Genomic DNA, 20,948 nt, shown 5'->3' with positions numbered 1-20,948 from the left:
GGACCGTAGGATTCCGCGTGACCCGACCGTCCATCGGATCCCGCGAGGAGGTGCCGTGAGCGAGCTCGAACAACCCAACGCCGTCGAGGAGCCTGCATCCCCCGCGCCCTCCGGTGAACCGCTGACCACACGCACGGCGCGAGGCATCCGGGACTTCGTGGACCAGATCGCGAGTTCCTCGCCCGCGCGGCTCGCGGTGATCGTGTTCGTGATCGTGGACCTGGGCTTCGCGGCCCTGTTGTGGCTGCCCTTGTCCGCCAACCCCGGTCAGGAGACCCGGTTCGTGGACGCCGTGTTCACCGCGACCTCCGCCGTGACCGTGACCGGACTGACCACGGTGTCCACGGCCGCGCAGTGGTCCGTGTTCGGCCAGGTAGTCATCCTGATCGCCATTCAAGTGGGCGGTCTGGGCACCCTGACGCTCACGTCCATCCTGGCGCTGGCCATCGGGCGCAAGCTCGGGCTCAAGTCCAAGCTCATCACCCAGGAGGCCCTCAACATCGGGCGCCTGGGTGAGGTCGGCTCGCTGCTGCAGATCATCGTGATCACCTCCGTGAGCATCGAGGCCGCCCTGGCGCTCGTGCTCTCCGTGGGGTTCCTCGCCGAAGGAGAACCCCTGGGAACGGCCCTGTGGCACGGGGTGTTCTACGCGATCTCGAGCTTCAACAACGCCGGGTTCACGCCCCACACGGACGGGCTCGTGCCCTACGACCACGCCGGGCCCACCGCGTGGCTCATCCTGCTGCCCGTGTGCATCGGGGTGATCGTGGGGTCCCTGGGCTTCCCCGTGATCTTGGTGCTGCGTCAGGTGGGGTTCCGGTTCACCCGGTGGAACCTCAACGCCAAACTCACCGTGGTCACCACCGCCGCACTGTTGCTGCTGGCGTGGGTGCTGTTCACGGCCATCGAGTGGGCCAACCCGGACACCCTGGGCGGACAGTCCGTCCCCGAGCGGATCTTCCAGGGGTTCTTCGCGTCCGTGATGATGCGCTCGGGCGGTTTCAACCTGGTGGACATGACCGACACGTCCCAGGTCACGCTGTTGCTCACGGACGCCATGATGTTCGCCGGCGGCGGTTCCGCGTCCACGGCCGGCGGGATCAAGGTGACCACACTCGCCGTCGTCTTCCTGGCCATCCTCGCGGAGGCCCGCGGCGACCAGTCCGTGATCGCGTTCTTCCGCACCATCCCTGACTCCGTGCTGCGCATCGCGATCTCCGTGATCATGATGGGCGCCTCCGTGGTGCTGCTGGGTTCGAGCATCATGGTCGCCCTGACCCACATGCCCCTGGACCACGTACTGTTCGAGGTCATCTCCGCGTACGCCACGTGCGGTCTCAGCACCGGTGTGTCCGCGGGCGCCCCGGACGCCGGGAAGTACGTGCTGTCCGTCATCATGCTCATCGGCCGCATCGGTACCAACACCGTGGCCACGGCCCTGGCCCTGCGCTCGCGGCGCCGGCTCTACACGTACCCGGAAGAGAGGCCCATCATTGGCTAAGAACTCCTCCCACTCCGTCCCCGTCCTGGTGGTGGGCCTCGGGCGCTTCGGCTCGGCCACGGCCCTGCAGCTGATCCAGCAGGGGCGCGAGGTCCTCGGCGTGGAACGCGACGCCGCCCTCGTGCAGAAGATGTCCGGCCAGCTCACCCACGTGGTCGAGGCCGACGCCACGGACATCGACGCCCTGCGCCAGCTCGGCGCCGCCGAGTTCTCCTCCGCCGTGGTGGGTGTGGGCACGTCCATCGAGTCCTCGGTGCTGACCACCGCAAACCTCGTGGACCTGGGGATCGACCGGATCTGGGCCAAGGCCATCTCCCCCGCCCACGGCAAGATCCTCGCGCGCATCGGCGCCCACCACGTGATCTTCCCCGAGGCCGACGCCGGGCGCCGCACCGCCCACCTGGTCTCCGGGCGGCTCCTGGACTACATCGAGTTCGACGACGACTTCGCGATCGTCAAGATGTACCCGCCCCGGGAGACCCAGGGGTTCACGCTGGGCGAGTCCGACATCCGCTCCAAGTACGGCGTGACCGTGGTGGGTGTGAAGTCCCCGGGCGAGGACTTCACCTACGCCCGCCCGGACACCACGGTCAGCTCGCGGGACCTGCTCATCGTGTCCGGGCACGTTGACCTGATCGAACGGTTCGCCGCACGCCCCTGACCCGGTTGCGTCTCGGCGGGCCGTCGTGATCCGGCATCACGGCCCGACGCCCCTCGGTGCCGGTCAGCGTCGACCGGCACGCGCTCCTCGGTGACCGGCGTGACCGACGCCCGCGAGCGACGTCGTCCCCCGCTATGGCGCACGCGCGTGACGCTACCCCGCGTTACTCAGCATCCGACGGCGCGGCCGTCATGGCCCGCGTGGCGAGCGCCATGATCCCGGGGACGCCGGCGCGGCCGAAAGCCCGGCGCTGACGGCTCGCCCCATTACCGCGCTCGAGGATGTGGTGCACCCCCGCCTCGGCGAAGCGACGGTCCTCCTGCGAGGTGTAGTGCCCGCTCACCCGTTCCAGCAGGGTGCTCACGAGTTCCTCGGCTGGGACCAGGGTGGCCGTGACGGGATCCAGGAGCCGGCCGCTCAGCCCCCACCGGGCGGACTGCCACAGTGCGATGTCCAGGTACTCCTGCGTGAACGCGACCGCGGGCGACGCCTCGAGCGCGTAGTTCGCGAGGGCGCGCGTGAGCACCGCGATGGCCACCGAGTCCTGGGCCTCCAACTGGACGTCGCACGCGCGGATCTCCAGGGTGTCGTGGCGGTGGGACAACCGGGCGAGCCAGCTGAGACTCGCGGGGCTCTCCACGGCGTCGAACGCGGTGAGCATGGCCACGCGCGAGTCGTAGTCGTGCAGGTCCTGGAAGTGGGGCGGCACGCCGTTGGTCATCCAGCGGCGATAGTGGATGGAACGCCAGCTCTCGAACCCGGATTCCACGCCCCGCCACACGGGCGAGTTCGCACCGATGGCCACGAGCACGGGCAACCAGCCCCGCAGCCCGTTCAGGGCACGCACCGCGGCCTCCAGGTCCGGGAACCCCAGGTGCACGTGCATCCCGCTGATGTACTGGTCCGCCGCGATGGCCGGGGTCTGGCCGGCAAGTCGCTGGTAGCGGGCGTCGTGGGTGATCTGCGCGGGTTCGGGCCGCACGTCCGGGGCTGCGGCGACGCCCACCACGTCCATGCCCATGGCGTTCGTGGCCTCGCGCAGCGCCGTGCGGAACTCCACGAGCGAATCCACTGCCGTGGCGGCGTCGCGGAACACCGGGGAGGTCTCCTCGACCTGACACGAGAGCCATTCCGGGGTGGCCGCACCGCCGCCAGCGGTCAGCGACATCAGTTGCGCCGACTGTTCCGGCGTGGGCCGTGCGGGGAGGTTGTCCCCGCGGTCCACCAGCAAGAACTCTTCCTCGATGCCGAACGTGCTCATGGTGCTACCGCCTTGCGTGGTCTCGTGTGGTGGGCCGGGCGGTTCGCGTCATTCGCCGCCGTATTCCTTCTCCATGTGGTCACCCTTCGTCGCGGACGCCTCCGCGCCGGCCGCGATGATCTCGCGCAGGCCCTTCTCGTCGAACGTGGTGATCGCCTGCTCCGTGGTGCCGCCCGGGCTGGTGACGGCCTTGCGCAGGGCGGCGGGATCAGCGTCGTCGGGAGCGAGCAGGACGCCCGCGCCGGAGACCGTCTCCTTCGCGAGCACGCGCGCCGTCTCCGGGTCCAGGCCCAGCTGCTCCCCCGCGTGCTGCATGGCCTCGGCCAGGTAGAACACGTACGCGGGGCCCGAGCCGGACACACCCGTGACCGCGCGGATCAGGTTCTCGGGCACCTCCACGACCGTGCCCACGGCGGCCAGCACGTCCTTCACCGCGTCCAGCTGCTCACGGGACACGTGCTCACCCGGGGTCACGGACAGCACGCCACGGCCCACGCTCGACGGCGTATTGGGCATCGAGCGCACTACCGGCTGCCCCTGCGGCAGGGCCTTCTGCAGGGCGTCCAGCGTGACACCGGCGGCCACGGACACCACCACGGTCCCGGGGTCCAGAGCGGGTGCGATCTCGCGCGCCAGGTCCAGGATCGCGTACGGCTTGACCCCCAGCAGCACGACGTCCGCGCCCTTCACGGCAGTGCGGTTCGCCTCCGCGTCCTCCTCGCCCGCGAACACGGTCACGCCGGTCTCGTCACGCAGCTCCTCCCCCGACGACGCCGATCGGGTCGTCGCGCGCACCGCCCCCTTCTCGGTGCCGCCCGCCAGGACCCCTCGCAGGATCGCACCGTTCATGGAACCGGTTCCCAGGAACGCCAGGGTCAGCTCGCTCATGCCATCAGTCCTTTCACACCCGCCCGGGGGCCCTCTCGTGCTGTTGCCGCGCAGTAGGGCTCACGGGGTGTTGTTGCGGTCACGGAACTCTCCTTGAACGGTATCGCGCGGCGGACGGTCCCCGCGAGCGCGCCGGATGGGACTCCGTGCCGTGGAGGTCGGCGGGGAGCACTCCATACGGGGCCGGGGAAGCACCGCGCCCCGCGGCTGCGAACATTCATGGCCCGAAAAGACACGGATCCCGTGTCCAGGCAGCTGTTCCGGGACTTATGTGTATCCACCCCTGGTGACCGGGCGGAAGCGGCAACCTCAGCCCGCTCCCACGCCGGTGCGGCCCGGGACATCCTCGCTGCAGAACGCGCGGACTCGGGGCCGAAACCGTGCGTATCGCAGCGCAGATGTGCGCGCCACCCTGGACGGGTGGCGGTGCAAGGCGGTGTGAGGCGGAAGGGGTGGCGGCACCGGCCCGCCGCGGTGCACCGGGTCCGGGGTCCGACGGGCTAGCCCTCCACCGTCATGTGGCGGCGCGCGAAAGACAGGGCTTCGGCGAGCCACTCGTCCCGCTCGTCCGCGTCCTTGGTCTTGCGTGTAGAGACCTCGACCCCCACCACACCCTGCCAGCGCTGATCACGCAGGTACTCGAGGGTCTCGGCGACCGGTTGTACGCCCCGCCCCGGCAGGAGGTGCTCGTCCGCCATGGTCTGACCGGAACCGTCCGTGAGGTGCACGTGGCCCAACCGGGAACCGAGTTCCTTGACGGCCGCGAGCGAATCCATCTTGGCGGTGGCCGCGTGGGAGAAGTCCCACGTGACCCAGTCGTAGTCCTGACCCAGGGGGCTGTAATGCGGCGAGTAGACGACGGCCTCACGCCCGCCCACGCGCCACGGGTACATGTTCTCCACGGAGATCTTGGTGTCGGTCATCCGGGAGACCTCACGCACACCGGCCACGAAGTTGCGCGCGTACTTGCGCTGCCACCGGAACGGCGGGTGGGCCACCACGACTTCCGCGCCCACCTGGTGCGTGAGCTTGGCGGCCATCTGGATCTTGGTCCACGCCTTGCCCCACACCTGTTGCGTGAACAGCAGCGTGGGCGCGTGGATCGTGGAGATGGGCAGCTGGTACTTCTGGATGTTGTCCAGCAGTTGGTGGGTCAGCTGACTCATGCGCTCGTGGGTCACGAGCACTTCCACGCTGTCGTAGCCCAGGCGCTGGGCGGCGTCGAACGTCTCGGGGACACCCTGCGGGTACAGCGAACTCGTGGACAGGGCCACGTGCGGGCGGTAGACGGGTGTGTCGGTCATGAGCTGGTCACCAGGTCCTTGGGATCGACGGTCGAGCTCGTGGAGTCCCGCAGCAGCCGGTCCATGCGCCGCAGGATGAGTCCTTCCCGCAGGGCCCACGGGGAGATCCGCAGCGACTCCACCTTGAGCAGGTCCATGGCGGTCTCCGCGACGATCGCCCCGGCCACCACCTGCGCGGCACGGTGTTCGGAGACACCGGGCAGGTCCGCGCGTTCGGCCACGGTCATGGCCTCCATGCGCCGCGTCCACAAGCGTAGGTCCTCCAGGTGCATGACGCGTTGCACGTACGGTCCCTGGCCCGACGGCGCCGCCCCGCAGATCCGCGCGAGCGAGCGGAACGTCTTGGACGTGCCCGCGACCAGATTCGGTTGTCCCCCGGCGGCGATCCGGTCCACGGCGGGACGCAGCGTGGTGCGCACGTGCTTGCGCAAGGCCTTGAAGCGGGCCGGGGGTGCGACGTCGTACCCCGCGAGATATGCCCGGTACAGCCGACCCGCACCGAGCGGGACGGACGTGGCGACCGTGGGCAACGCGTTGGTGCCGATCGCCATCTCGAAGGACCCTCCGCCGATGTCGAAATCCAGGACGCGTCCGGCGCCCCAGCCGAACCAGCGGCGCACCGCGGAGAACGTCACGGCCGCCTCCTGGTCCCCGGACAGTTCCGTGAGCGTGACCCCGGACGTGGACTGGACGTGGTCCAGCACGGCGTTGCCGTTGGTGGCCTCCCGGATCGCGGAGGTCGCGAACGCGAGCAGGTCCTCCGCGCGGTGCTCCACGGCAAAGTCACGCGCCTCCACCACGAACCCGGTGAGCAGGTCACGGCCCTCGTCCGTGATCCGACCGTCGTCGTCCTGGTAGTCCACGAGCCGTAGCGCCATCTTGTGGGACGCGTACGGTTCCGGCCGCGACCCCGGATAGACGTCCAGCAGGAGCAGGTGCACCGTGTTGGAGCCGACGTCCAGGACGGAGAGCCGCATGTGAGTTCCTTCGCTCGCTGGGTGGAGGCGTTGGGTGGGGCCGTTGGGCCGGACCGGATCGCGGGGCTTCGGGACGACCGCGGGGACGACGCCGCCGGGACGCCGCCGCACGAACCGGTCCTACTTGCTCGCGGAACGCCCCGCGCCGGCGGTCTTGCGCGTGGTCTTCCTGGCCGCGCCACTCTTGGTAGTCGCACCCTTGGCCGTGGAACGTTTCGCCGTCCCGCTTTTGGCCGTGCCGCTCTTGGCCGAGCTGCGAGAGCGCGACGTCGTCTTGGCGGGCGCCGGGCCCTTCGCCCGCTTCTCGGCGAGCAACTGGGACGCGCGGGCCGCGGTGATCTGCTCGATCGCCTCGGCACGCGGGACCGTCACGTTGGTCTCCCCGTCCGTGATGTACGCGCCGAAGCGGCCTTCCTTAATGACCATGCGCTTCTCGGTCAGGGGATCCGCACCCAGATCCGCGAGCGGGGGCTTGGCGGCCTGGCGACCGCGCTGCTTGGGCTGCGCGTAAATGGTCTTGGCCTCGTCCAGGGTGATCGTGAAGATCTGGTCCTCGGAACCGATCGACCGGGAGTCGGAGCCCTTCTTCAGGTACGGGCCGTAACGCCCGTTCTGCACCGTGATGGTCTCACCGTCGGTGTCCTCACCCAGTACCCGGGGAAGGGACAGCAGCTTGAGGGCGTCGTCCAGGGTGATGTCCTGCAGGTTCATGGACGAGAACAGGGATGCCGTGTTGGGCTTGGGCCGCTCGACCTTCTTGGGCTTGGGCTTGCCGTTCTTGTAGTACTCGGTGGGGATCGCGTCCAGTTCCTCCTGCGTGGGCTCCGGGATCACCTCCGTGACGTAGGGACCGTAACGGCCGTCCTTGGCCACGATCATCCGACCGGTGTCCGGGTTCACGCCCAGCTCACGGCCGTCCGCCTTGCCGATCTCCATGAGTTCCCGCGCCTTCTCGGGCGTGAGCTCATCCGGGGCGAGGTCCAGCGGGACGTTCGCGCGCACCGGGTCGGTCAGTTCCCCCGTCTCCGGGTCCACCGTGCCACCGGTCTCGAGGTACGGACCGAACTTGCCCACGCGCAACGTGATCTCGTCCGTGACGGGGATCGAGTTCACGGCGCGGGCGTCGATCTCCCCGAGGTCGTCCACGAGCGGCTTGAGTCCTGGTTCGGAGGCGGTGTCACCGAAGTAGAACCCCTCGAGCCACTTGACCCGCTCGGCCTCGCCGCGGGCGATCCGGTCCAGGTCCTCCTCGAGCTCCGCCGTGAAGTCGTAGTCCACGTAGTCGGAGAAATGCTCCTCCAACAACCGCACCACGGAGAACGCGAGCCAGGACGGGATCAACGCCGAGCCGCGCACCTGCACGTAACCCCGGTCCATGATCGTGGAGATGGTCGCGGCGTACGTGGAGGGCCGCCCGATCCCCAGTTCATCCAGGGTCTTCACGAGTGAGGCCTCGGTGTAGCGGGCGGGGGGCGTGGTGGTGTGCCCGTCCGCGGTGACCTCGGAGGCGTCCAGGGCGTCACCCTCGGCCATCACGGGCAGCCGCTTGTCCTCGGACTTCTCGGACTGCTTCGAGTTCTCATGGGCGAGATCCGGGTTCACGTCCCGGCCCTCCTCGTACGCGGCCAGGAACCCCCGGAAGGTGAGGACGGTCCCGGAAGCCGAGAACTCGGCGTCGGCCCCGGAATGCTCCCCGGCGGCGGAGGTGGCCGTGGCGCCCAGGCGGACGGTCGCGGTGCTGCCCTTGGCGTCCTCCATCTGGGAGGCCACGGTGCGCTTCCAGATCAGCTCGTAGAGCTTGAACTCGTCCACGGACAGCTGCGAGCGCACCTGCGACGGGGTGCGGAAGGTGTCCCCCGCGGGGCGCACGGCCTCGTGGGCCTCCTGCGCGTTCTTGGACTTGGACGCGTACACGCGCTTGGAGGCGGGGACGAACTCCGCGCCGTAGAGCTCCTTGGCCTGCGAGCGCGCGGCGTTGACCGCCTGATCGGACAGCGCGACCGAGTCGGTACGCATGTACGTGATGTAGCCGTTCTCGTACAACCGCTGCGCAACCCGCATGGTGGTGCGCGAGGTGAAACGCAGCTTGCGAGCGGCCTCCTGCTGCAGCGTGGAGGTGGTGAACGGTGCGGCGGGACGGCGCGTGTAGGGCTTGGTCTCGAGCGAACGGACCGAGAACTCGGCGTCCTGCAATCCGGCCGCGAGCGCCGTGGCCACGGTCTCGTCCAGCGCGGCGGGGGCGTTCTGCCCGGAGGCCTTGAGCTCGCCGCGGTCCGTGAAGTCCTTGCCGGTGGCCACGCGGCGGCCGTTCAGGGAGCTCAACCGGGCGGTGAAGGCCCGCCCAGCGTCCTGCCCCTCGGGCCGGGAGAAGGTGCCGGTGAGGTCCCAGTAGTCGGCGGGCACGAACGCGATCCGCTCCCGTTCGCGCTGGACCACCAGGCGGGTGGCCACGGACTGCACGCGCCCGGCGGAGAGCCCCGAGGAGACCTTGCGCCACAGCACCGGGGAGATCTCGTAGCCGTAGAGCCGGTCCAGGATGCGGCGGGTCTCCTGGGCGTCCACGAGGTCCTGGTCGATCTCCCGCAACTGCGCGAACCCGCGCTCGATGGCCTCCCGGGTGATCTCCGGGAACGTCAAGCGGTACACGGGGACCTTGGGCTTGAGCACCTGCAACAGGTGCCACGCGATCGCCTCACCCTCGCGATCACCATCCGTGGCCAGGTACAGGGCGTCCGCGTCCTTGAGCTTGCGCTTGAGCTCCGTGACCTTCTTCTTCTTGTCCGGGTTGACCACGTAGTACGGGTCGAACTCGTGCTCCACGTCCACCGCGAACTTGCCGTACGGGCCCTTCTTCATGTCCGTCGGCAGCTCGGAGGGCTGCGGCAGGTCACGGATGTGGCCCATGGAGGACTCCACTTCATAGGCGTCCCCCAGGTACCCCGCGATCGTCTTCACCTTGGACGGTGACTCCACGATCAGCAGGCTCTTGCCCGTACCGGCGTTCTTGGTGGCCTTGGATGCCAAAGGTGCTCCTCGTCATGACCCGTGGTTGCGGGGCGGGTCTGTGTTCAATGCTGGCCGTTCATGCTGATCGGCCGGTGGGCGTGGGCGACGGCGCTCGATTCCTCCGCGTGCCGCGTTCACTCCGTGCCCGGGACGTCAGCGTACGACACGCTGGATCACTACAGGTCGTGATCCGGTTCCTCACCCATGGTGAATTCGCGTCCGGTGGCGTCGTCCGGCTCCAGGACCACGTAGTGGAACTTGTAGTTCGGTGCCCATGGGGTCAGCGGCAATTGTTCCGCCGCCTCCACCTCCGCCCGGGTCTCCAACCGGCGCGCCCGGCCGTGGACCACCGCGGATTCAACGTGGGTGCCCTCGACCTTGTCCACCTCGAATGCCACGTGGTTGTTCACCACCAGGCTGGCCAGCTTGGTGCCCTGTGACGTGCGGAAATAGATCTTTCGCTGACTGACCACGTGATTGACCGGGAAGATGTCCACGAGGCCCGCGCCCTGGACGGCAAGGCGGCCGTACGGCATGTCGCCCAACAACTCCCAGACCCGCTGGGAATCCATGACCCGGAAGGGATTCAGGTTCTCGCTCATGGGTTCAGTCTTACACCTCCGTCAGGAAGCCATGTGTGATCAGGCCTTTGATTTCACGCAGCAGCTGGGGTGCCGGGCCGTCCTGCCACCCCAGCAGCGATCCGAGGGCCGTGAGGATCTGCCCCGCGCTGAGCTCGCCGTCGCACACGCCCGCGAAGCCCGCCGCCTCGCTCGAGAGGATCACGCTCCGACGCAGTCCCGCCCCCTGCCGCAACAGGATCAGGGCCGGGTCCGGGGCCCCGGGTGTGCCGTGGCGTTCCTCGGTCACGTCCTGCGCCACGGTGTAGTGCCGCGCGAGCCACGCGGGATCGGTGTCCGACGCCGCTGCCGGGCCGCGAGCGCCGTGGTCCGCCTCGTCGCGCGCCATGCGCAGCATGCGCTCCCACTCCGCGGCGAGCGCCGGGGCGATGGGTTGCTGGATCGGGTGCGGGACGGTCTCGAAGATCCGCGGTGCAATATCCGGTGTTTCCTCACCCGGGCGGTACAACCACACCATGCCGAAGCCCACCGCGGCCACGTCCCGGGAGTCGAAGTCGTCCAGGTAGGCCGCGTAGGCACGTTCGTAGTCGGCGACGTCGCGCTGCTGGGACGCGTCCCGCAACCAGGTCTCGGCGTACTCGCACGGGTCCTGCACTTCACGTTGGACGAGCCACGCGCCGGTTCCCGGCGGCACCCACGACGCCGGCCCGCGGGACCACGTGGTCGAGGGCTCCTCGTGCGGATCGCGCGGGATCTCCCAGTTCGCGAGCAGGTGCGCGGTGGCCCCCGGGTTCAACACGGTGGGCAGCGCGCCCAATAATTCCCGCACGAGCCGGTCCCCCGGCAGACCGCCGTCCCGGTAGGTGAAGCGGTCCTCGGCGTGTTCGTCCGGGCTGCGCGGCGTGATCACGAAGGGCGGGTTGGACACGACCATGTCGAACCGGCGATCCGCCACGGGCTCCAACAGGCTCCCCCGTTCCAGGCTCACCCGGGCGGGCAAGTCCCACGGGTCCACGTCCAGTGCCTCGGCGTTGAGGATCAGGTTGAACCGCGCGGTGGCCAGTGCGCGGTCGGAGATGTCCGTGGCCGTGACGTGGCGCGCGTGGGCCAAGAGGTGGAAGGTCTGGATCCCGCATCCGGTCCCCAGATCCAGGGCGGTGTCCACGGGCCGGCGCGGTGTGGACTGCACGAGGGTCAGCGATGCACCCCCGATGCCCAGCACGTGGTCATGGCGCAGCACGCCCGGTCGCTGGAACGCACCCAGGTCGCTCGCGACGTACAGCTCGGCCGAGGAATCCGTGGCGTAGGGCCGCAGATCCACCGCGGAACGCACTGTGACGGAGGGCGCGGGGGTATCCGCCGCTGCGCTCTCGTCCGGGTTCGCGTGGGACGGGCAGTTCTCACCGAGCCCGCGCACAGCGGCCTCGACGGCGCCTTCGGCCGACTCGGTGGCGGCATCGGCGGCACCACCGGCCGGCTCAACGCCGGCCTCGACCAGATCCAACCGTTGCAGGCCGGAAGCGCCCACGGAGGGCAGCGCGGCGTCGAGCGATGTGGCCGTTACGGGGTCCCCGAGCAGGAAGAACGCGGCGAGGGTGATCAACGCGGCGACGTCATGGCCCGCGGAATCCGCAGCGTTGCCGACGCCGCGCGGTGAGGAGTGAGTATCTTCCGCACCGCCCGGCACCGAACGGAGGTCCTGCGAGCGCCGTTGCAGGGCGCGACGGGCAGGGACCGCCTGGTCCCGCGACCACGCGGACATGGCCTGCTCGCCCACGAGGTCCGTGACCCCGTCCACCGTGAACCCCGCGGCCACGAGGTCGTCGTGGAGGCGGGCGATCAGCTCCGGGTCATCGGAGCGCGGGGCATCCGGGACCACGCTGAACGCGGGCCCGGGAGCGGCGTCGTTGGGACAGGAAGAGACCACCCGTCAGTGACCCAACCGGAAGGCGCGACCCGTGATGCGCGTGGGCGTGATCTCCACGAACTCGATCTTCTCCGTCTCCAACCACGGTCGCAGACCAAGCTCTTCCACGTACGCGATCCGGTCCGTGTCCGTGATCATCTCGGCCGTGCCGCGCACCACCACGGAGTGCGCTTGTGAACCGGCGGCGCGGTCGATCTCGACCGTCACGTTCGGGTTCAGTTGCAGGTGCAGGACCTTGGTGCCCTTGGCGGAGCGGAAAAAGATCTTCTCGCCGTCGGTCACGATGTTCAGCGGGGTGATGTCGATCTCGTCGCCGTCGCGAGTCGCCAGCCGCGCGAAGCGTGCCTGCTTGAGCAGCTCCCAGCTCTCCTGTTCGCTCAGCTCGGTGATGGGCGGGACCTGGGACGCGTCATCGTGCTCGTGGGCGATGTTCATGGGGTGCGGGTGCTCAGCGTTACTCATACCCCCATGATTCCACGCGGGTGCGGGACGTGGGCCAGGTGGCGGTGTCTTCCCCGCATCGGATTCCGGCACCGGGTCCCTGCACCGGCAGGGAGCCGACGACGCGTGGCGGGCCCCGCGCATTGGTAGCCGGGCGGCGTCGTCCCCGCCCGGTGTGGGCCACAATGTCACGGTGACGACTTCGCAGGAGATGGTGGACCTGCTCGGACGCGGACCCCGCCCCGAGCAGGTACGTCATGTGCGCGAGATCCCGGAACGCGAACCCACCCACGCGCCCTGGCCCGAATGGCTGCACCCGGACGTGGTCAGCGCATATGAACGGCTGGGTATCCATGAACCGTACGCGCACCAGGTCGCTGCGCTGACCGCTCCGCGACACGCGATCGTGGCCACGGGCACCGCTTCGGGGAAGTCCCTGGTCTACCAGTCCCTCGTGCTCGACGCCGTGCACCGGGGCAAACTCGCGGTGGCCGAACGCCCCGGCCTGCTACACCATCCGGACGAGACCACGGCCCTCTACATCTCGCCCACCAAGGCCCTGGCCGCGGACCAGCTCACGTCCCTGCGTGCACTCGGCTTCGCGGACGTGCGCGCGGCGACCTACGACGGGGACACCGATCCCGGCGAGCGCCGTTGGATCCGGGAGCACGCGGACGTGATCCTGTGCAACCCGGACATGCTCCACCACGGGATCCTGCCGCATCACATCGGCTGGTCGCGGTTCTTCCGGCGGCTGCGGTTCGTGATCGTGGACGAGGCACATTCCTACCGGGGGGTGTTCGGTTCGCACGTGGCCGTCCTGTTGCGCCGACTTGTCCGGGTCGCGGCGCATTATGGGGCCTCCCCCGTGTTCGTGGGGGCGTCCGCCACGAGTGCGTCCCCGCAGCAGTCATTCGCCAAGCTCATCGGCGCGTCCGAACAGGACGTGACGGCGGTGACCCGTGACACCTCGCCCCACGGTTCGCGCACCGTGGTGCTGTGGGAGCCGGAACAGTCGCCCGGCGGTTCGGACAACGGCGCGCCCCGTCGCCGCACGGTCACAGCCGAGGCCTCCGACATGCTCACCGACCTGGTGCTGCGTCAGATCCGCACGATCGCGTTCATCCGTTCCCGCCGCGGCGCGGAGACCATCGCACAGGCGGCCCACCGGCAGCTCGAGGAGGTGGACCCCTCGCTCGGTCATCGCGTGGCCGCCTACCGTTCCGGATTCCTGCCGGAGGAACGCCGCGAGCTGGAACAGCAGTTGCGGGACGGGCGGTTGCTGGGGGTCGCGAGCACATCCGCACTCGAGCTCGGGATCGACATCGCGGGGCTCGACGCCGTCCTGGTCGCCGGGTGGCCCGGCACCCGCGCGTCCTTCCTGCAGCAGATCGGCCGCGCCGGGCGGGCGGGCCAGCACGCCTTGGCGGCACTGATCGCCGGTGACGATCCCCTGGACGGCTACTTGGTCAACCACCCCGAGGCAATCTTCGACGTCCCCGTGGAGGCCACGGTGTTCGAGGCCTCCAACCCCTACGTGCTCGCACCGCACCTGTGCGCGGCCGCCGCAGAACTGCCCCTGCGCCCCGACGAACTCGAGCTGTTCGGGCCCACCGCGCGCGACGTCGTCGACTCCCTCACGGGCGCGGGGCACCTGCGCCGACGCCCGAGCGGGTGGTTCTGGACCCGGTCCGAACAGCCCGCCACCATGGTGTCGATCCGTTCCGGGGACGGCGGTCCCGTGCAGATCATCGACTCGGAGACCGGCTCGGTGCTCGGCACCATGGGCGCTCCGCAATCGCATTACCAAGCCCACCCGGGCGCGGTCTACGTGCATCAGGGCCGAACCTATCTGGTGGAGGAACTGGACGAGGGACTACACGTGGCGGCGGTGCGCCGCGCGTTCCCGGACTTCTACACGGTCGCGCGGGACATCACCGAGGTCCGCGTGCGGGACGTGCGCGATTCGATGCAGTGGGGTCCCGTGAGCATTCACCGCGGGGCCGTGGACGTGACCACCCAGGTGGTCAGCTATCAACGCAAACTGGTGGCGTCCAACGAGGTGGCGGGTGAGGAACCCCTGGATCTGCCGCCCCGCCAGTTGTCCACCACGGCCACATGGTTCACGGTCTCCGGGGGTCAGCTGGCCGCGATGGGGATCGAGGAACCGGACATCCCCGGCTCCCTGCACGCCGCGGAACACGCGATGATCGGGCTCCTGCCACTGTTGGCCTCCTGTGACCGGTGGGACGTGGGCGGGCTCTCGACCGCCCTGCACGTTGACACCGAACTGCCCACGATCTTCGTGCACGACGGCCACCCCGGCGGTGCGGGCTTCTCCGAGCGCGGGTACGACATGTTCCGGCACTGGATCACCGCCACCCGGGACGCGATCGCGCAGTGCGAATGCGAGTCCGGTTGCCCCTCGTGCGTGCAGTCCCCCAAGTGCGGCAACCGCAACAATCCGCTCGACAAGGCGGGGGCGCTCAAGCTGCTCAACGGGGTGCTGTCCTTCGCGCCGTGATGCGCTCGCGGCTGCCACGCGGCGGGTGGCCGTCCCGCAATGGCTGACTACTCCGAGGTGGGGGACCACTCCGAGGTGGGGGACCACTCCGGGGCGGGCGCCTGCTGCGGGGCTGATGGCTGCTCCGGGGGTGAAGTTCCCGGAGCTCACGGCTCCCCCGGCGGCGGTCCGGCCCGGGACACCCCGGTGGCCGGGCCCAGTGACGCGAGGGGTTGTGGCAACTCGATCACCGCGGTGACGTCCACGATCGTGTTCTCAGGGGCCACCACCGCGCACTCGGACAACTGCGCCCCGTTGTCGGCGGCCACCCGCGCAGCCACATCGCACGGGACACCGGGGCTCAGGCCGCGAGCGACGTCGGCCGCGGCGAGTGCTGCCAAATCCGCCGCCTTGGCCGCACGGTGCGTGAGGATCGCGGCCTGCCCGACGAGCAGGACCACCACGAGGACAAAGCACAGCGTCACGGCCAGTGTCAGACCGTGCACCGTGCCGGACCCCTCGTCGCGATGATCTCCCGCGCCCACTGCTCGAGTCCGACGATGCTCGTGCACCTCGTCCGACGTCATGTCACGGCCTCGCATGATCAAGCGTCCCCGGCCCGGCGCTCGGACCCCCGGTGGTTCCGAGAGCGGTGTCCACGGCCGCGCTGCCCGTGGCCTGCAAGCGCCAATCACTCCACGTCCCCAGGATCCCCGGGGCGGGGCCGTTCACCGCGACCGTGACCCGGTCGTCCGCGACGCTCACCCGGACGACGGCGGTGTCCCCGGCGATCTCACGCGCCGTGCGTTCCACGACCTCGGCGGTTTCTCCCCGGGCGGCGGCGCGCGCGGAGGCCCGGGCGGCTTCTTCGTAGCGCACGGTCGTCATCCCGGCAGCTGCGGCCGCGAGCAGAACGGCCAGGAGCAGGACGAGACCGGGCATAATCACGGCCGTTTCCACCGTGACCGCTCCGGCATCCGGATGTCGTGGTGGGTGCTCCGGCTGTCCCGGTGGGGCTTCGGCGCGATCGTGCACCGGCACGGTTCTTGACCTTCTCATGGGAGTCCTCCTTCTACGGACGGCCACGCGCTCGGTCACCGGCACTCCACGGTGTTCGAACCACGGTGTGACTGGAGACCGTGGCAGTTCCGGGCGGCGTGGTGGTGGCCCCACTCCGACGAACGGGTCCGCCGGAACAGAAGCGCGGCGGGACCGGGGGCTCGGAGTGGTTCGGGTGTATGCGGTTCTGGCACCGGGCCCGGGCCGCAGGGTGGCCGGTCCTACGCGGCCCTCCCGCGGCCCGGGCCCGGTGGGTGCGCGGTTCAGACGGCCAGGGCCTTCTGGATGATGCCGAGCAACATGCCCGACACGGAGTCCGAGGACAGCACCGCGGCCATGACGCCGCCGAACGCGGCGGCCGCGAGCACGATGACCGCGTACTCCGCCGTGGACGCCCCGAGGTCCGGGTCGTCCGGATCGACGGCGGTGCGGGGCCGCACCTCGGCGGTCGGCATCGGTTGGGTCGCATCCTCCACGGGGATCTCCGTGGGATCGTCGAACGCGGTGGTGCAGGCGGGAAGCGTGATCATGGACATGGTGATATTCCTGTTCGTTGGGTGTTCGTGATGTGTTGAGGGGTGAGATGGCAGCGGTGTCGCGCACCCGCCTTCGTGACAAGTGGAAGGTTGCAAATACGTGCCTAGATCGGGGCGCAGCGTCCTGCGGGCGGTCCCCTCCCCCTCCCCGCAGCGTGAGCGCCGTGCAGGCGCGCGTGGCCGGTCATGATCCGAAGACCCTGGGCAGCAAACTCATGAGCACGGGGACCACACCCCAGCACATGAACGCGGGCAGGAAGCACAGGCCGAGCGGCAGCACGAGCTTCACGGCGAGCGCCTCGGCCGCCCGTTCGGCGCGACGGTACTGCGCTCGCCGCACGAGGTCCGCCTGACCACGCAGGACGGACGCCGAGGCCGTGGCGGAGGTGGCCGTGAACTCGAGAGCGTCGCGGAAGTCGCGCATGTCCCGGGACAGTTCTTGATCCGCGGGCCACGCCGCGTCCCACGGGAGCCCGAGTCGCAGGGCGGCCGCAACCCGACCCAGCTGCTGGTGGACAGCTCCAGCGCAGCTGTTCGCGAGGACGGACACGGCCTCCGCGAGGGGCAGTCCGGTCTCAAGCTGGCATGCCGTGAGTTCCACGAGTGCCGCGGCGGGTAGAGGGGGGATCGACGTCGTCGTCGCAGTTGCTGCACGGACCGAGGGACCCAGCGATGCGTCCGCCGGCATTGCCCAGGTCGCCACACTCCGAGCATCCCCGGTCGCTCCCGGGGTCGTGGATGACCCAGACGACCACCCGTTCGCCCCGGTCGATCCGATGTCCCCGCCCCGGGCCAATCCGCCGTGAACGGTCGACGTGGCCCTTGAGCCAGGACGAAGAAACCCACCGTTCAACCCCGAACGGGACGACCCGAGCTCACGCGGGGAACGTCGTCGTCCGCGGGGGATCCGCAGCCGCGAGCCGGGAGAAAGCCACACAAGTACACCGCATCCCGCGAGAACACCCGCCATCAGCGCCCCGATCATGACGCGCTCTCCACTTCGGCGCGATGCATCAGGGCCCGGGTCCACAATCGCCCGGCGATGCTGAGGGCGGCACCCGCCGCGAGCGCGAGCCGACCCCACCACGTGGTCAGCAGCGTGGTGATCGGATCCGTGCCCATGAGCACACCGAGCCCCAGCGCGAGCACGGGCAGCCACGACAGCGTCCGCACCGTGACCCGCGGTCCTGCCAGGGCACTGTCCCGGGCGGCCTGCGCGTCCAGCTGCGATTCTAGGGACTCCGCCACGCCCGAGAGCGTGCGTCCCAGGGGCGCCCCGGAACGCTCCGAGATCTCCCAGCACGCGGCGAGCTGGGCGCACACGGACCGCGCGGTGGCTGCGAGGGCGCGATCACCCACGGGCACGGGAGCACTCGCGAAGCGCGTCAGACTGGCGGACACCGGGATCCCGACCTGGGCGGCGGCGTGGACGTCCCCGCACATCCGGGCGATCCACCGCCCCGTGGGTCCCGAACCCGTGGAGACCGCGGGCAGTTCGCCGAACACCCGGGCGGGTGCCCGCCCCGCTTGCAGCAGCGCGGCCAGTCGGCGCACCACGGTCACCCATTGCATCGCTTCCGCGGCACGATCACGACGACGCCACCGTGCGAACACGCCCGTGCCCACCGAACGCTCGGCACCGCCGTCGGCGTCGTCATCACCCGAGCGGTGTGCGGGTACTGCGAGGCTGCCCCCGCGCGCGCCGCCACTGCTCCAGACGAGCAACGCGGCCGCGGTGAGGACGAAGAGGAGAAACGCGAGCATCATGATGCGTCACGCCCTCGGGCCAGCAGCCGTGCCAGCTGTGACCACCCGGGCCCCTCGACCGGATGCCCGGACTCCACGGTCAGAGCGGGCCGGGTGCTCAGCACACCGTCCTCGAGGTGGAGAGTGCACAGGGAATCCAGCCTGCGTCCGGCGGGGGTGCGGCTCACGTGGGCCACGAGGTCCAGCGCGTTGGCAGCCTGCAGATCCACGGCGCTACGGCTGAGTCCCGCGAGGGACCCCAGGGCGGCGAGCCGGGCCGGAACCGCCCGCGCGGAGTTCGCGTGCACGGTTCCCGCACCGGAGTGCCCCGTGTTCAGGGCGGTCAGCAACTCGCGGACCTCCGCGCCACGGCATTCCCCCACCACGAGCCAATCAGGGCGCATCCGCAACGCTTGCCGGACCAGGTCCGTGAGGTCCACGGAACCGGCCCCCTCCACGTTCTCCTGCCGGGACTGCATGCCGACCACGTGGGGATGATCGGGGTTCAGCTCCGCGGCGTCCTCCACGAGCACGAGGCGCTGTCCCGGCGCGCACTGGGACAGTAGCGCGGACAGCACGGTGGTCTTTCCGGAACCGGTGGCGCCGCTGATCATGAGATTCGCCCGTGCGGCCACGGCATCCGTGAGGACGTCCGCGAGGAACGGGTGCACGGTCCCGGAATGCACCAGATCCGCGAGCGACAGCCGCTGCGGAGCCCGGAAACGGATGGACAGCAGTGTCCCCGACGTGGACACTGGCGGGATCACGGCATGCACCCGTAGCCCGGTGGCGGTCTGCACGTCCACGCACGGGTGGCCGTCGTCCAGCCTTCGCCCGGCCGCGGTCACGAGCCGCACCGCGAGCGCACGCACGTGCGCCTCGGACGTGAACGGGCTCGTGACACGCTGGATCCCGTCGTGGGTCTCCACGAAGACGTTCTCGTGGCCGTTGACGTAGACGTCGCTCAGTCCGGTCGCCGGCAGTAGTGGCTCCAACGGCCCGAGCCCGGTCAATTGCGCCTTGACGTGCTGGGCGGCCCGGACGGAGCCGACGGCCCCGAGCACCCGGCCCGTCTCCCGCACGGCCTTGGCGATCCTGGTGTCGGTGACCGGACCGCCCTCGACCAGGAGGCGTTCGCGCACCTGGTCCACGAACGCGGCGTCGTGCGCGGCAGCTTCCGGTCCTGGCGTGACGCACGGGCCGGACCGGGTTGCAGTGTGGTCGACTACTTCCGACCCCGACGCGTCGCGCGGACCGGGCCGGGCGGCGTCGTGATCGTGGGATACCGTGCATGAGACCGTCATGACAGCTCCTCCAATGCCCGGGCGATCTGCGCCACGGTCTTCGCGTGGCGGGTGTGCCGGCCGCGACGTAGGACGGTGCCATCGTCGAGGTGCTGGGGCACGCGAGCGTCGAACGCAACGGCCGCGACGCACGGCACGCCGGTGGCCTCGGCCACGACCGGGGGATCCACGTCCGCGACGTTGACCCCGCACACCGCACTCACCACGGGAACGGGTGCGCAACGCCGCACCGTGTGTTCCGCGGCCAGGATCCCGCGCACGGTGCGGGAAGCCAGGACCAGCACGGCATCGCACCAGCGCGCTTGCCGTTCGAGGTCCGAGCGGCACAGATCCACCACCTGGACCGCAGCGGCGCCACGCAGCGCGGCGATCACTGTGGCCATCGGAACGGTGTGCGCTAGGCTCGCGTGGCGATCCCATGAGAGGTACCGCAGGGCATCCAGGCGCGGCATGGCCGCCCACAGTTGATCGGCCGCCACGGTGCCCGAGAACTGATTGAGCTCGGGCCACCGCAGCCCGTCGGCGGTTTCCTCCCCCAGCGCGAGATCGAGGCCCGCGCCCAGGGGGTCACCGTCCACGAGCGCGGTGTCCACCCCCCGGGCCGCGAAGTGCCCCGCGAGCCAGCACGCCACCGTGGACGCGCCCACTCCCCCGGTAGCGCCGACGACGCCGTACACCCGCCCGGTCGTGCGTGGCAGTTCGGAATCGGACGAGCGGGAGATCATGTCCGCGAGCCACGCGGCCGCGTGCGGTAACACCACCACGGCGGACGCCCCGAACCTCACCGCGGTGTCCCACGCGTCGGCGTGTTCGGTGAGCGCCACGACCACCGCCCCGCGGGGTACGACGTCCCCGGCCCAGGCGGCATCCACGAGCACGACGTCCGACGACGCCGCTCGCGCCCCCGCACCGTCGTCCGTCACCCTGAGCGCAACCCCGGCGCCGATACACACGGCCTCAACGGCCTCCACGAGGTCAGGGGTGGTGCTGAGCAACTGCACGCCGCGGGTCCCGTGCAACTCGGTGCAGGCCAGCGAACTGCCCGCCGAGGCACTGCCCGCGGCGACACCACCCGATGCCGCGCTGCCCGTCGCCGTGCTTCCCATCGGTGCACGTCCCCCCGCTGCGCTGACCCGCGAGCGCGCCGCGATCGGGGACTCGCGATCCGCAGGGACCGGCCCGGCAGGGAGCGGACCACACCCCTGATCGCCATGGCCACTGTCAAAGGCTGCGTAAGACCGACTGGCCGCGCG

At 70.1% G+C, this 20,948-nt stretch carries 18 protein-coding genes; 3 read left to right on the top strand and 15 right to left on the bottom strand.

All coding sequences use genetic code 11. From position 1 onward, the window contains the following. Positions 1 to 55 precede the first annotated feature (55 nt). Complete coding sequence (locus A5728_RS08645; protein WP_064846651.1) at positions 56 to 1,501, top strand: TrkH family potassium uptake protein; 1,446 nt, start codon at positions 56 to 58, stop codon at positions 1,499 to 1,501. After that, positions 1,494 to 2,162 (top strand): TrkA family potassium uptake protein, encoded by a 669-nt coding sequence (locus A5728_RS08640; protein WP_035965130.1) that lies wholly within the window; start codon positions 1,494 to 1,496, stop codon positions 2,160 to 2,162. Before A5728_RS08645 ends, A5728_RS08640 begins: the two co-directional genes overlap by 8 nt. Positions 2,163 to 2,325: 163 nt before the next feature. On the opposite strand, the gene A5728_RS08635 is transcribed toward A5728_RS08640, so the two are convergent. The 8 genes from A5728_RS08635 to A5728_RS08600 all read right to left on the bottom strand — a co-directional run bounded on the left by A5728_RS08635 (position 2,326) and on the right by A5728_RS08600 (position 12,568). Then, the gene (locus tag A5728_RS08635) at positions 2,326 to 3,423 is read right to left on the bottom strand and encodes a YbdK family carboxylate-amine ligase (protein ID WP_064846650.1); all 1,098 of its coding nucleotides are present in this window, start codon (positions 3,421 to 3,423) and stop codon (positions 2,326 to 2,328) included. Between the two features lie 48 nt (positions 3,424 to 3,471). Next, positions 3,472 to 4,311: a pyrroline-5-carboxylate reductase gene (proC, locus tag A5728_RS08630; protein WP_064846649.1), complete on the bottom strand. Its 840-nt coding sequence runs from the start codon at positions 4,309 to 4,311 to the stop codon at positions 3,472 to 3,474. Between the two features lie 500 nt (positions 4,312 to 4,811). Next, positions 4,812 to 5,615 carry a sugar phosphate isomerase/epimerase gene (locus A5728_RS08625; RefSeq protein WP_064846648.1) on the bottom strand — a complete coding sequence of 268 codons (804 nt, stop codon included), beginning with the start codon at positions 5,613 to 5,615 and terminating at the stop codon, positions 4,812 to 4,814. Further along, positions 5,612 to 6,592, bottom strand: a complete 981-nt coding sequence (locus A5728_RS08620; protein WP_064846647.1) for an exopolyphosphatase — start codon at positions 6,590 to 6,592, stop codon at positions 5,612 to 5,614. The genes A5728_RS08625 and A5728_RS08620 overlap by 4 nt, the downstream gene beginning before the upstream one ends. 120 nt (positions 6,593 to 6,712) lie before the next feature. After that, positions 6,713 to 9,616, bottom strand: coding sequence for a type I DNA topoisomerase (gene topA / locus A5728_RS08615; protein WP_064846646.1), 2,904 nt, complete (start codon positions 9,614 to 9,616; stop codon positions 6,713 to 6,715). Positions 9,617 to 9,774: 158 nt separating this feature from the next. Then, positions 9,775 to 10,200 (bottom strand): pyridoxamine 5'-phosphate oxidase family protein, encoded by a 426-nt coding sequence (locus tag A5728_RS08610; RefSeq protein ID WP_064846645.1) that lies wholly within the window; start codon positions 10,198 to 10,200, stop codon positions 9,775 to 9,777. A gap of 10 nt (positions 10,201 to 10,210) precedes the next feature. Beyond that, positions 10,211 to 11,941, bottom strand: coding sequence for a methyltransferase (locus tag A5728_RS08605; RefSeq protein WP_193519312.1), 1,731 nt, complete (start codon positions 11,939 to 11,941; stop codon positions 10,211 to 10,213). Between the two features lie 168 nt (positions 11,942 to 12,109). Further along, the gene (locus tag A5728_RS08600) at positions 12,110 to 12,568 is read right to left on the bottom strand and encodes a pyridoxamine 5'-phosphate oxidase family protein (RefSeq protein ID WP_082943346.1); all 459 of its coding nucleotides are present in this window, start codon (positions 12,566 to 12,568) and stop codon (positions 12,110 to 12,112) included. A gap of 172 nt (positions 12,569 to 12,740) precedes the next feature. Here A5728_RS08600 and A5728_RS08595 point away from each other — a divergent pair, with 172 nt between their 5' ends. Beyond that, positions 12,741 to 15,071: a DEAD/DEAH box helicase gene (locus A5728_RS08595; RefSeq protein ID WP_064846643.1), complete on the top strand. Its 2,331-nt coding sequence runs from the start codon at positions 12,741 to 12,743 to the stop codon at positions 15,069 to 15,071. A gap of 146 nt (positions 15,072 to 15,217) precedes the next feature. Here A5728_RS08595 and A5728_RS08590 read toward each other — a convergent pair whose 3' ends face one another. The 7 genes from A5728_RS08590 to ssd form a co-directional block, all read right to left on the bottom strand. Next, positions 15,218 to 15,637 (bottom strand): Rv3654c family TadE-like protein, encoded by a 420-nt coding sequence (locus A5728_RS08590; protein WP_064846642.1) that lies wholly within the window; start codon positions 15,635 to 15,637, stop codon positions 15,218 to 15,220. A 1-nt stretch (position 15,638) separates the two neighbouring features. Continuing rightward, positions 15,639 to 15,998, bottom strand: coding sequence for a TadE family type IV pilus minor pilin (locus tag A5728_RS08585; RefSeq protein WP_276401456.1), 360 nt, complete (start codon positions 15,996 to 15,998; stop codon positions 15,639 to 15,641). Between the two features lie 374 nt (positions 15,999 to 16,372). After that, positions 16,373 to 16,645 carry a DUF4244 domain-containing protein gene (locus A5728_RS08580; RefSeq protein ID WP_064846641.1) on the bottom strand — a complete coding sequence of 91 codons (273 nt, stop codon included), beginning with the start codon at positions 16,643 to 16,645 and terminating at the stop codon, positions 16,373 to 16,375. A 184-nt stretch (positions 16,646 to 16,829) separates the two neighbouring features. Then, positions 16,830 to 17,348 (bottom strand): type II secretion system F family protein, encoded by a 519-nt coding sequence (locus tag A5728_RS08575; RefSeq protein WP_064846640.1) that lies wholly within the window; start codon positions 17,346 to 17,348, stop codon positions 16,830 to 16,832. Positions 17,349 to 17,626: 278 nt separating this feature from the next. Further along, positions 17,627 to 18,412, bottom strand: a complete 786-nt coding sequence (locus tag A5728_RS08570) for a type II secretion system F family protein (protein ID WP_064846639.1) — start codon at positions 18,410 to 18,412, stop codon at positions 17,627 to 17,629. After that, positions 18,409 to 19,695: a TadA family conjugal transfer-associated ATPase gene (locus A5728_RS08565; RefSeq protein WP_082943344.1), complete on the bottom strand. Its 1,287-nt coding sequence runs from the start codon at positions 19,693 to 19,695 to the stop codon at positions 18,409 to 18,411. The genes A5728_RS08570 and A5728_RS08565 overlap by 4 nt, the downstream gene beginning before the upstream one ends. Further along, positions 19,692 to 20,801, bottom strand: a complete 1,110-nt coding sequence (gene ssd / locus A5728_RS08560; protein WP_082943343.1) for a septum site-determining protein Ssd — start codon at positions 20,799 to 20,801, stop codon at positions 19,692 to 19,694. Before ssd ends, A5728_RS08565 begins: the two co-directional genes overlap by 4 nt. Positions 20,802 to 20,948: the final 147 nt, after the last annotated feature.

It is taken from the genome of Kocuria sp. ICS0012, from assembly GCF_001665945.1.
GTDB classification, from domain to species: domain Bacteria; phylum Actinomycetota; class Actinomycetes; order Actinomycetales; family Micrococcaceae; genus Kocuria; species Kocuria marina.
This window is presented reverse-complemented; position numbering and strand designations above follow the sequence as displayed.

What these genes read in the sequence shown, in the direction of transcription:
- A5728_RS08635 (WP_064846650.1), bottom strand. Translation starts at nt 3,423, where the DNA reads ATGAGCACGTTCGGCATCGAGGAAGAGTTCTTGCTGGTGGACCGCGGG.
- A5728_RS08625 (WP_064846648.1), bottom strand. Translation starts at nt 5,615, where the DNA reads ATGACCGACACACCCGTCTACCGCCCGCACGTGGCCCTGTCCACGAGT.
- A5728_RS08600 (WP_082943346.1), bottom strand. Translation starts at nt 12,568, where the DNA reads ATGAGTAACGCTGAGCACCCGCACCCCATGAACATCGCCCACGAGCAC.
- ssd (WP_082943343.1), bottom strand. Translation starts at nt 20,801, where the DNA reads ATGGGAAGCACGGCGACGGGCAGCGCGGCATCGGGTGGTGTCGCCGCG.
- A5728_RS08590 (WP_064846642.1), bottom strand. Translation starts at nt 15,637, where the DNA reads ATGACGTCGGACGAGGTGCACGAGCATCGTCGGACTCGAGCAGTGGGC.
- A5728_RS08565 (WP_082943344.1), bottom strand. Translation starts at nt 19,695, where the DNA reads ATGACGGTCTCATGCACGGTATCCCACGATCACGACGCCGCCCGGCCC.
- A5728_RS08605 (WP_193519312.1), bottom strand. Translation starts at nt 11,941, where the DNA reads ATGTCCGCGTGGTCGCGGGACCAGGCGGTCCCTGCCCGTCGCGCCCTG.
- A5728_RS08610 (WP_064846645.1), bottom strand. Translation starts at nt 10,200, where the DNA reads ATGAGCGAGAACCTGAATCCCTTCCGGGTCATGGATTCCCAGCGGGTC.
- A5728_RS08620 (WP_064846647.1), bottom strand. Translation starts at nt 6,592, where the DNA reads ATGCGGCTCTCCGTCCTGGACGTCGGCTCCAACACGGTGCACCTGCTC.
- A5728_RS08580 (WP_064846641.1), bottom strand. Translation starts at nt 16,645, where the DNA reads ATGTCCATGATCACGCTTCCCGCCTGCACCACCGCGTTCGACGATCCC.
- A5728_RS08570 (WP_064846639.1), bottom strand. Translation starts at nt 18,412, where the DNA reads ATGATGCTCGCGTTTCTCCTCTTCGTCCTCACCGCGGCCGCGTTGCTC.
- proC (WP_064846649.1), bottom strand. Translation starts at nt 4,311, where the DNA reads ATGAGCGAGCTGACCCTGGCGTTCCTGGGAACCGGTTCCATGAACGGT.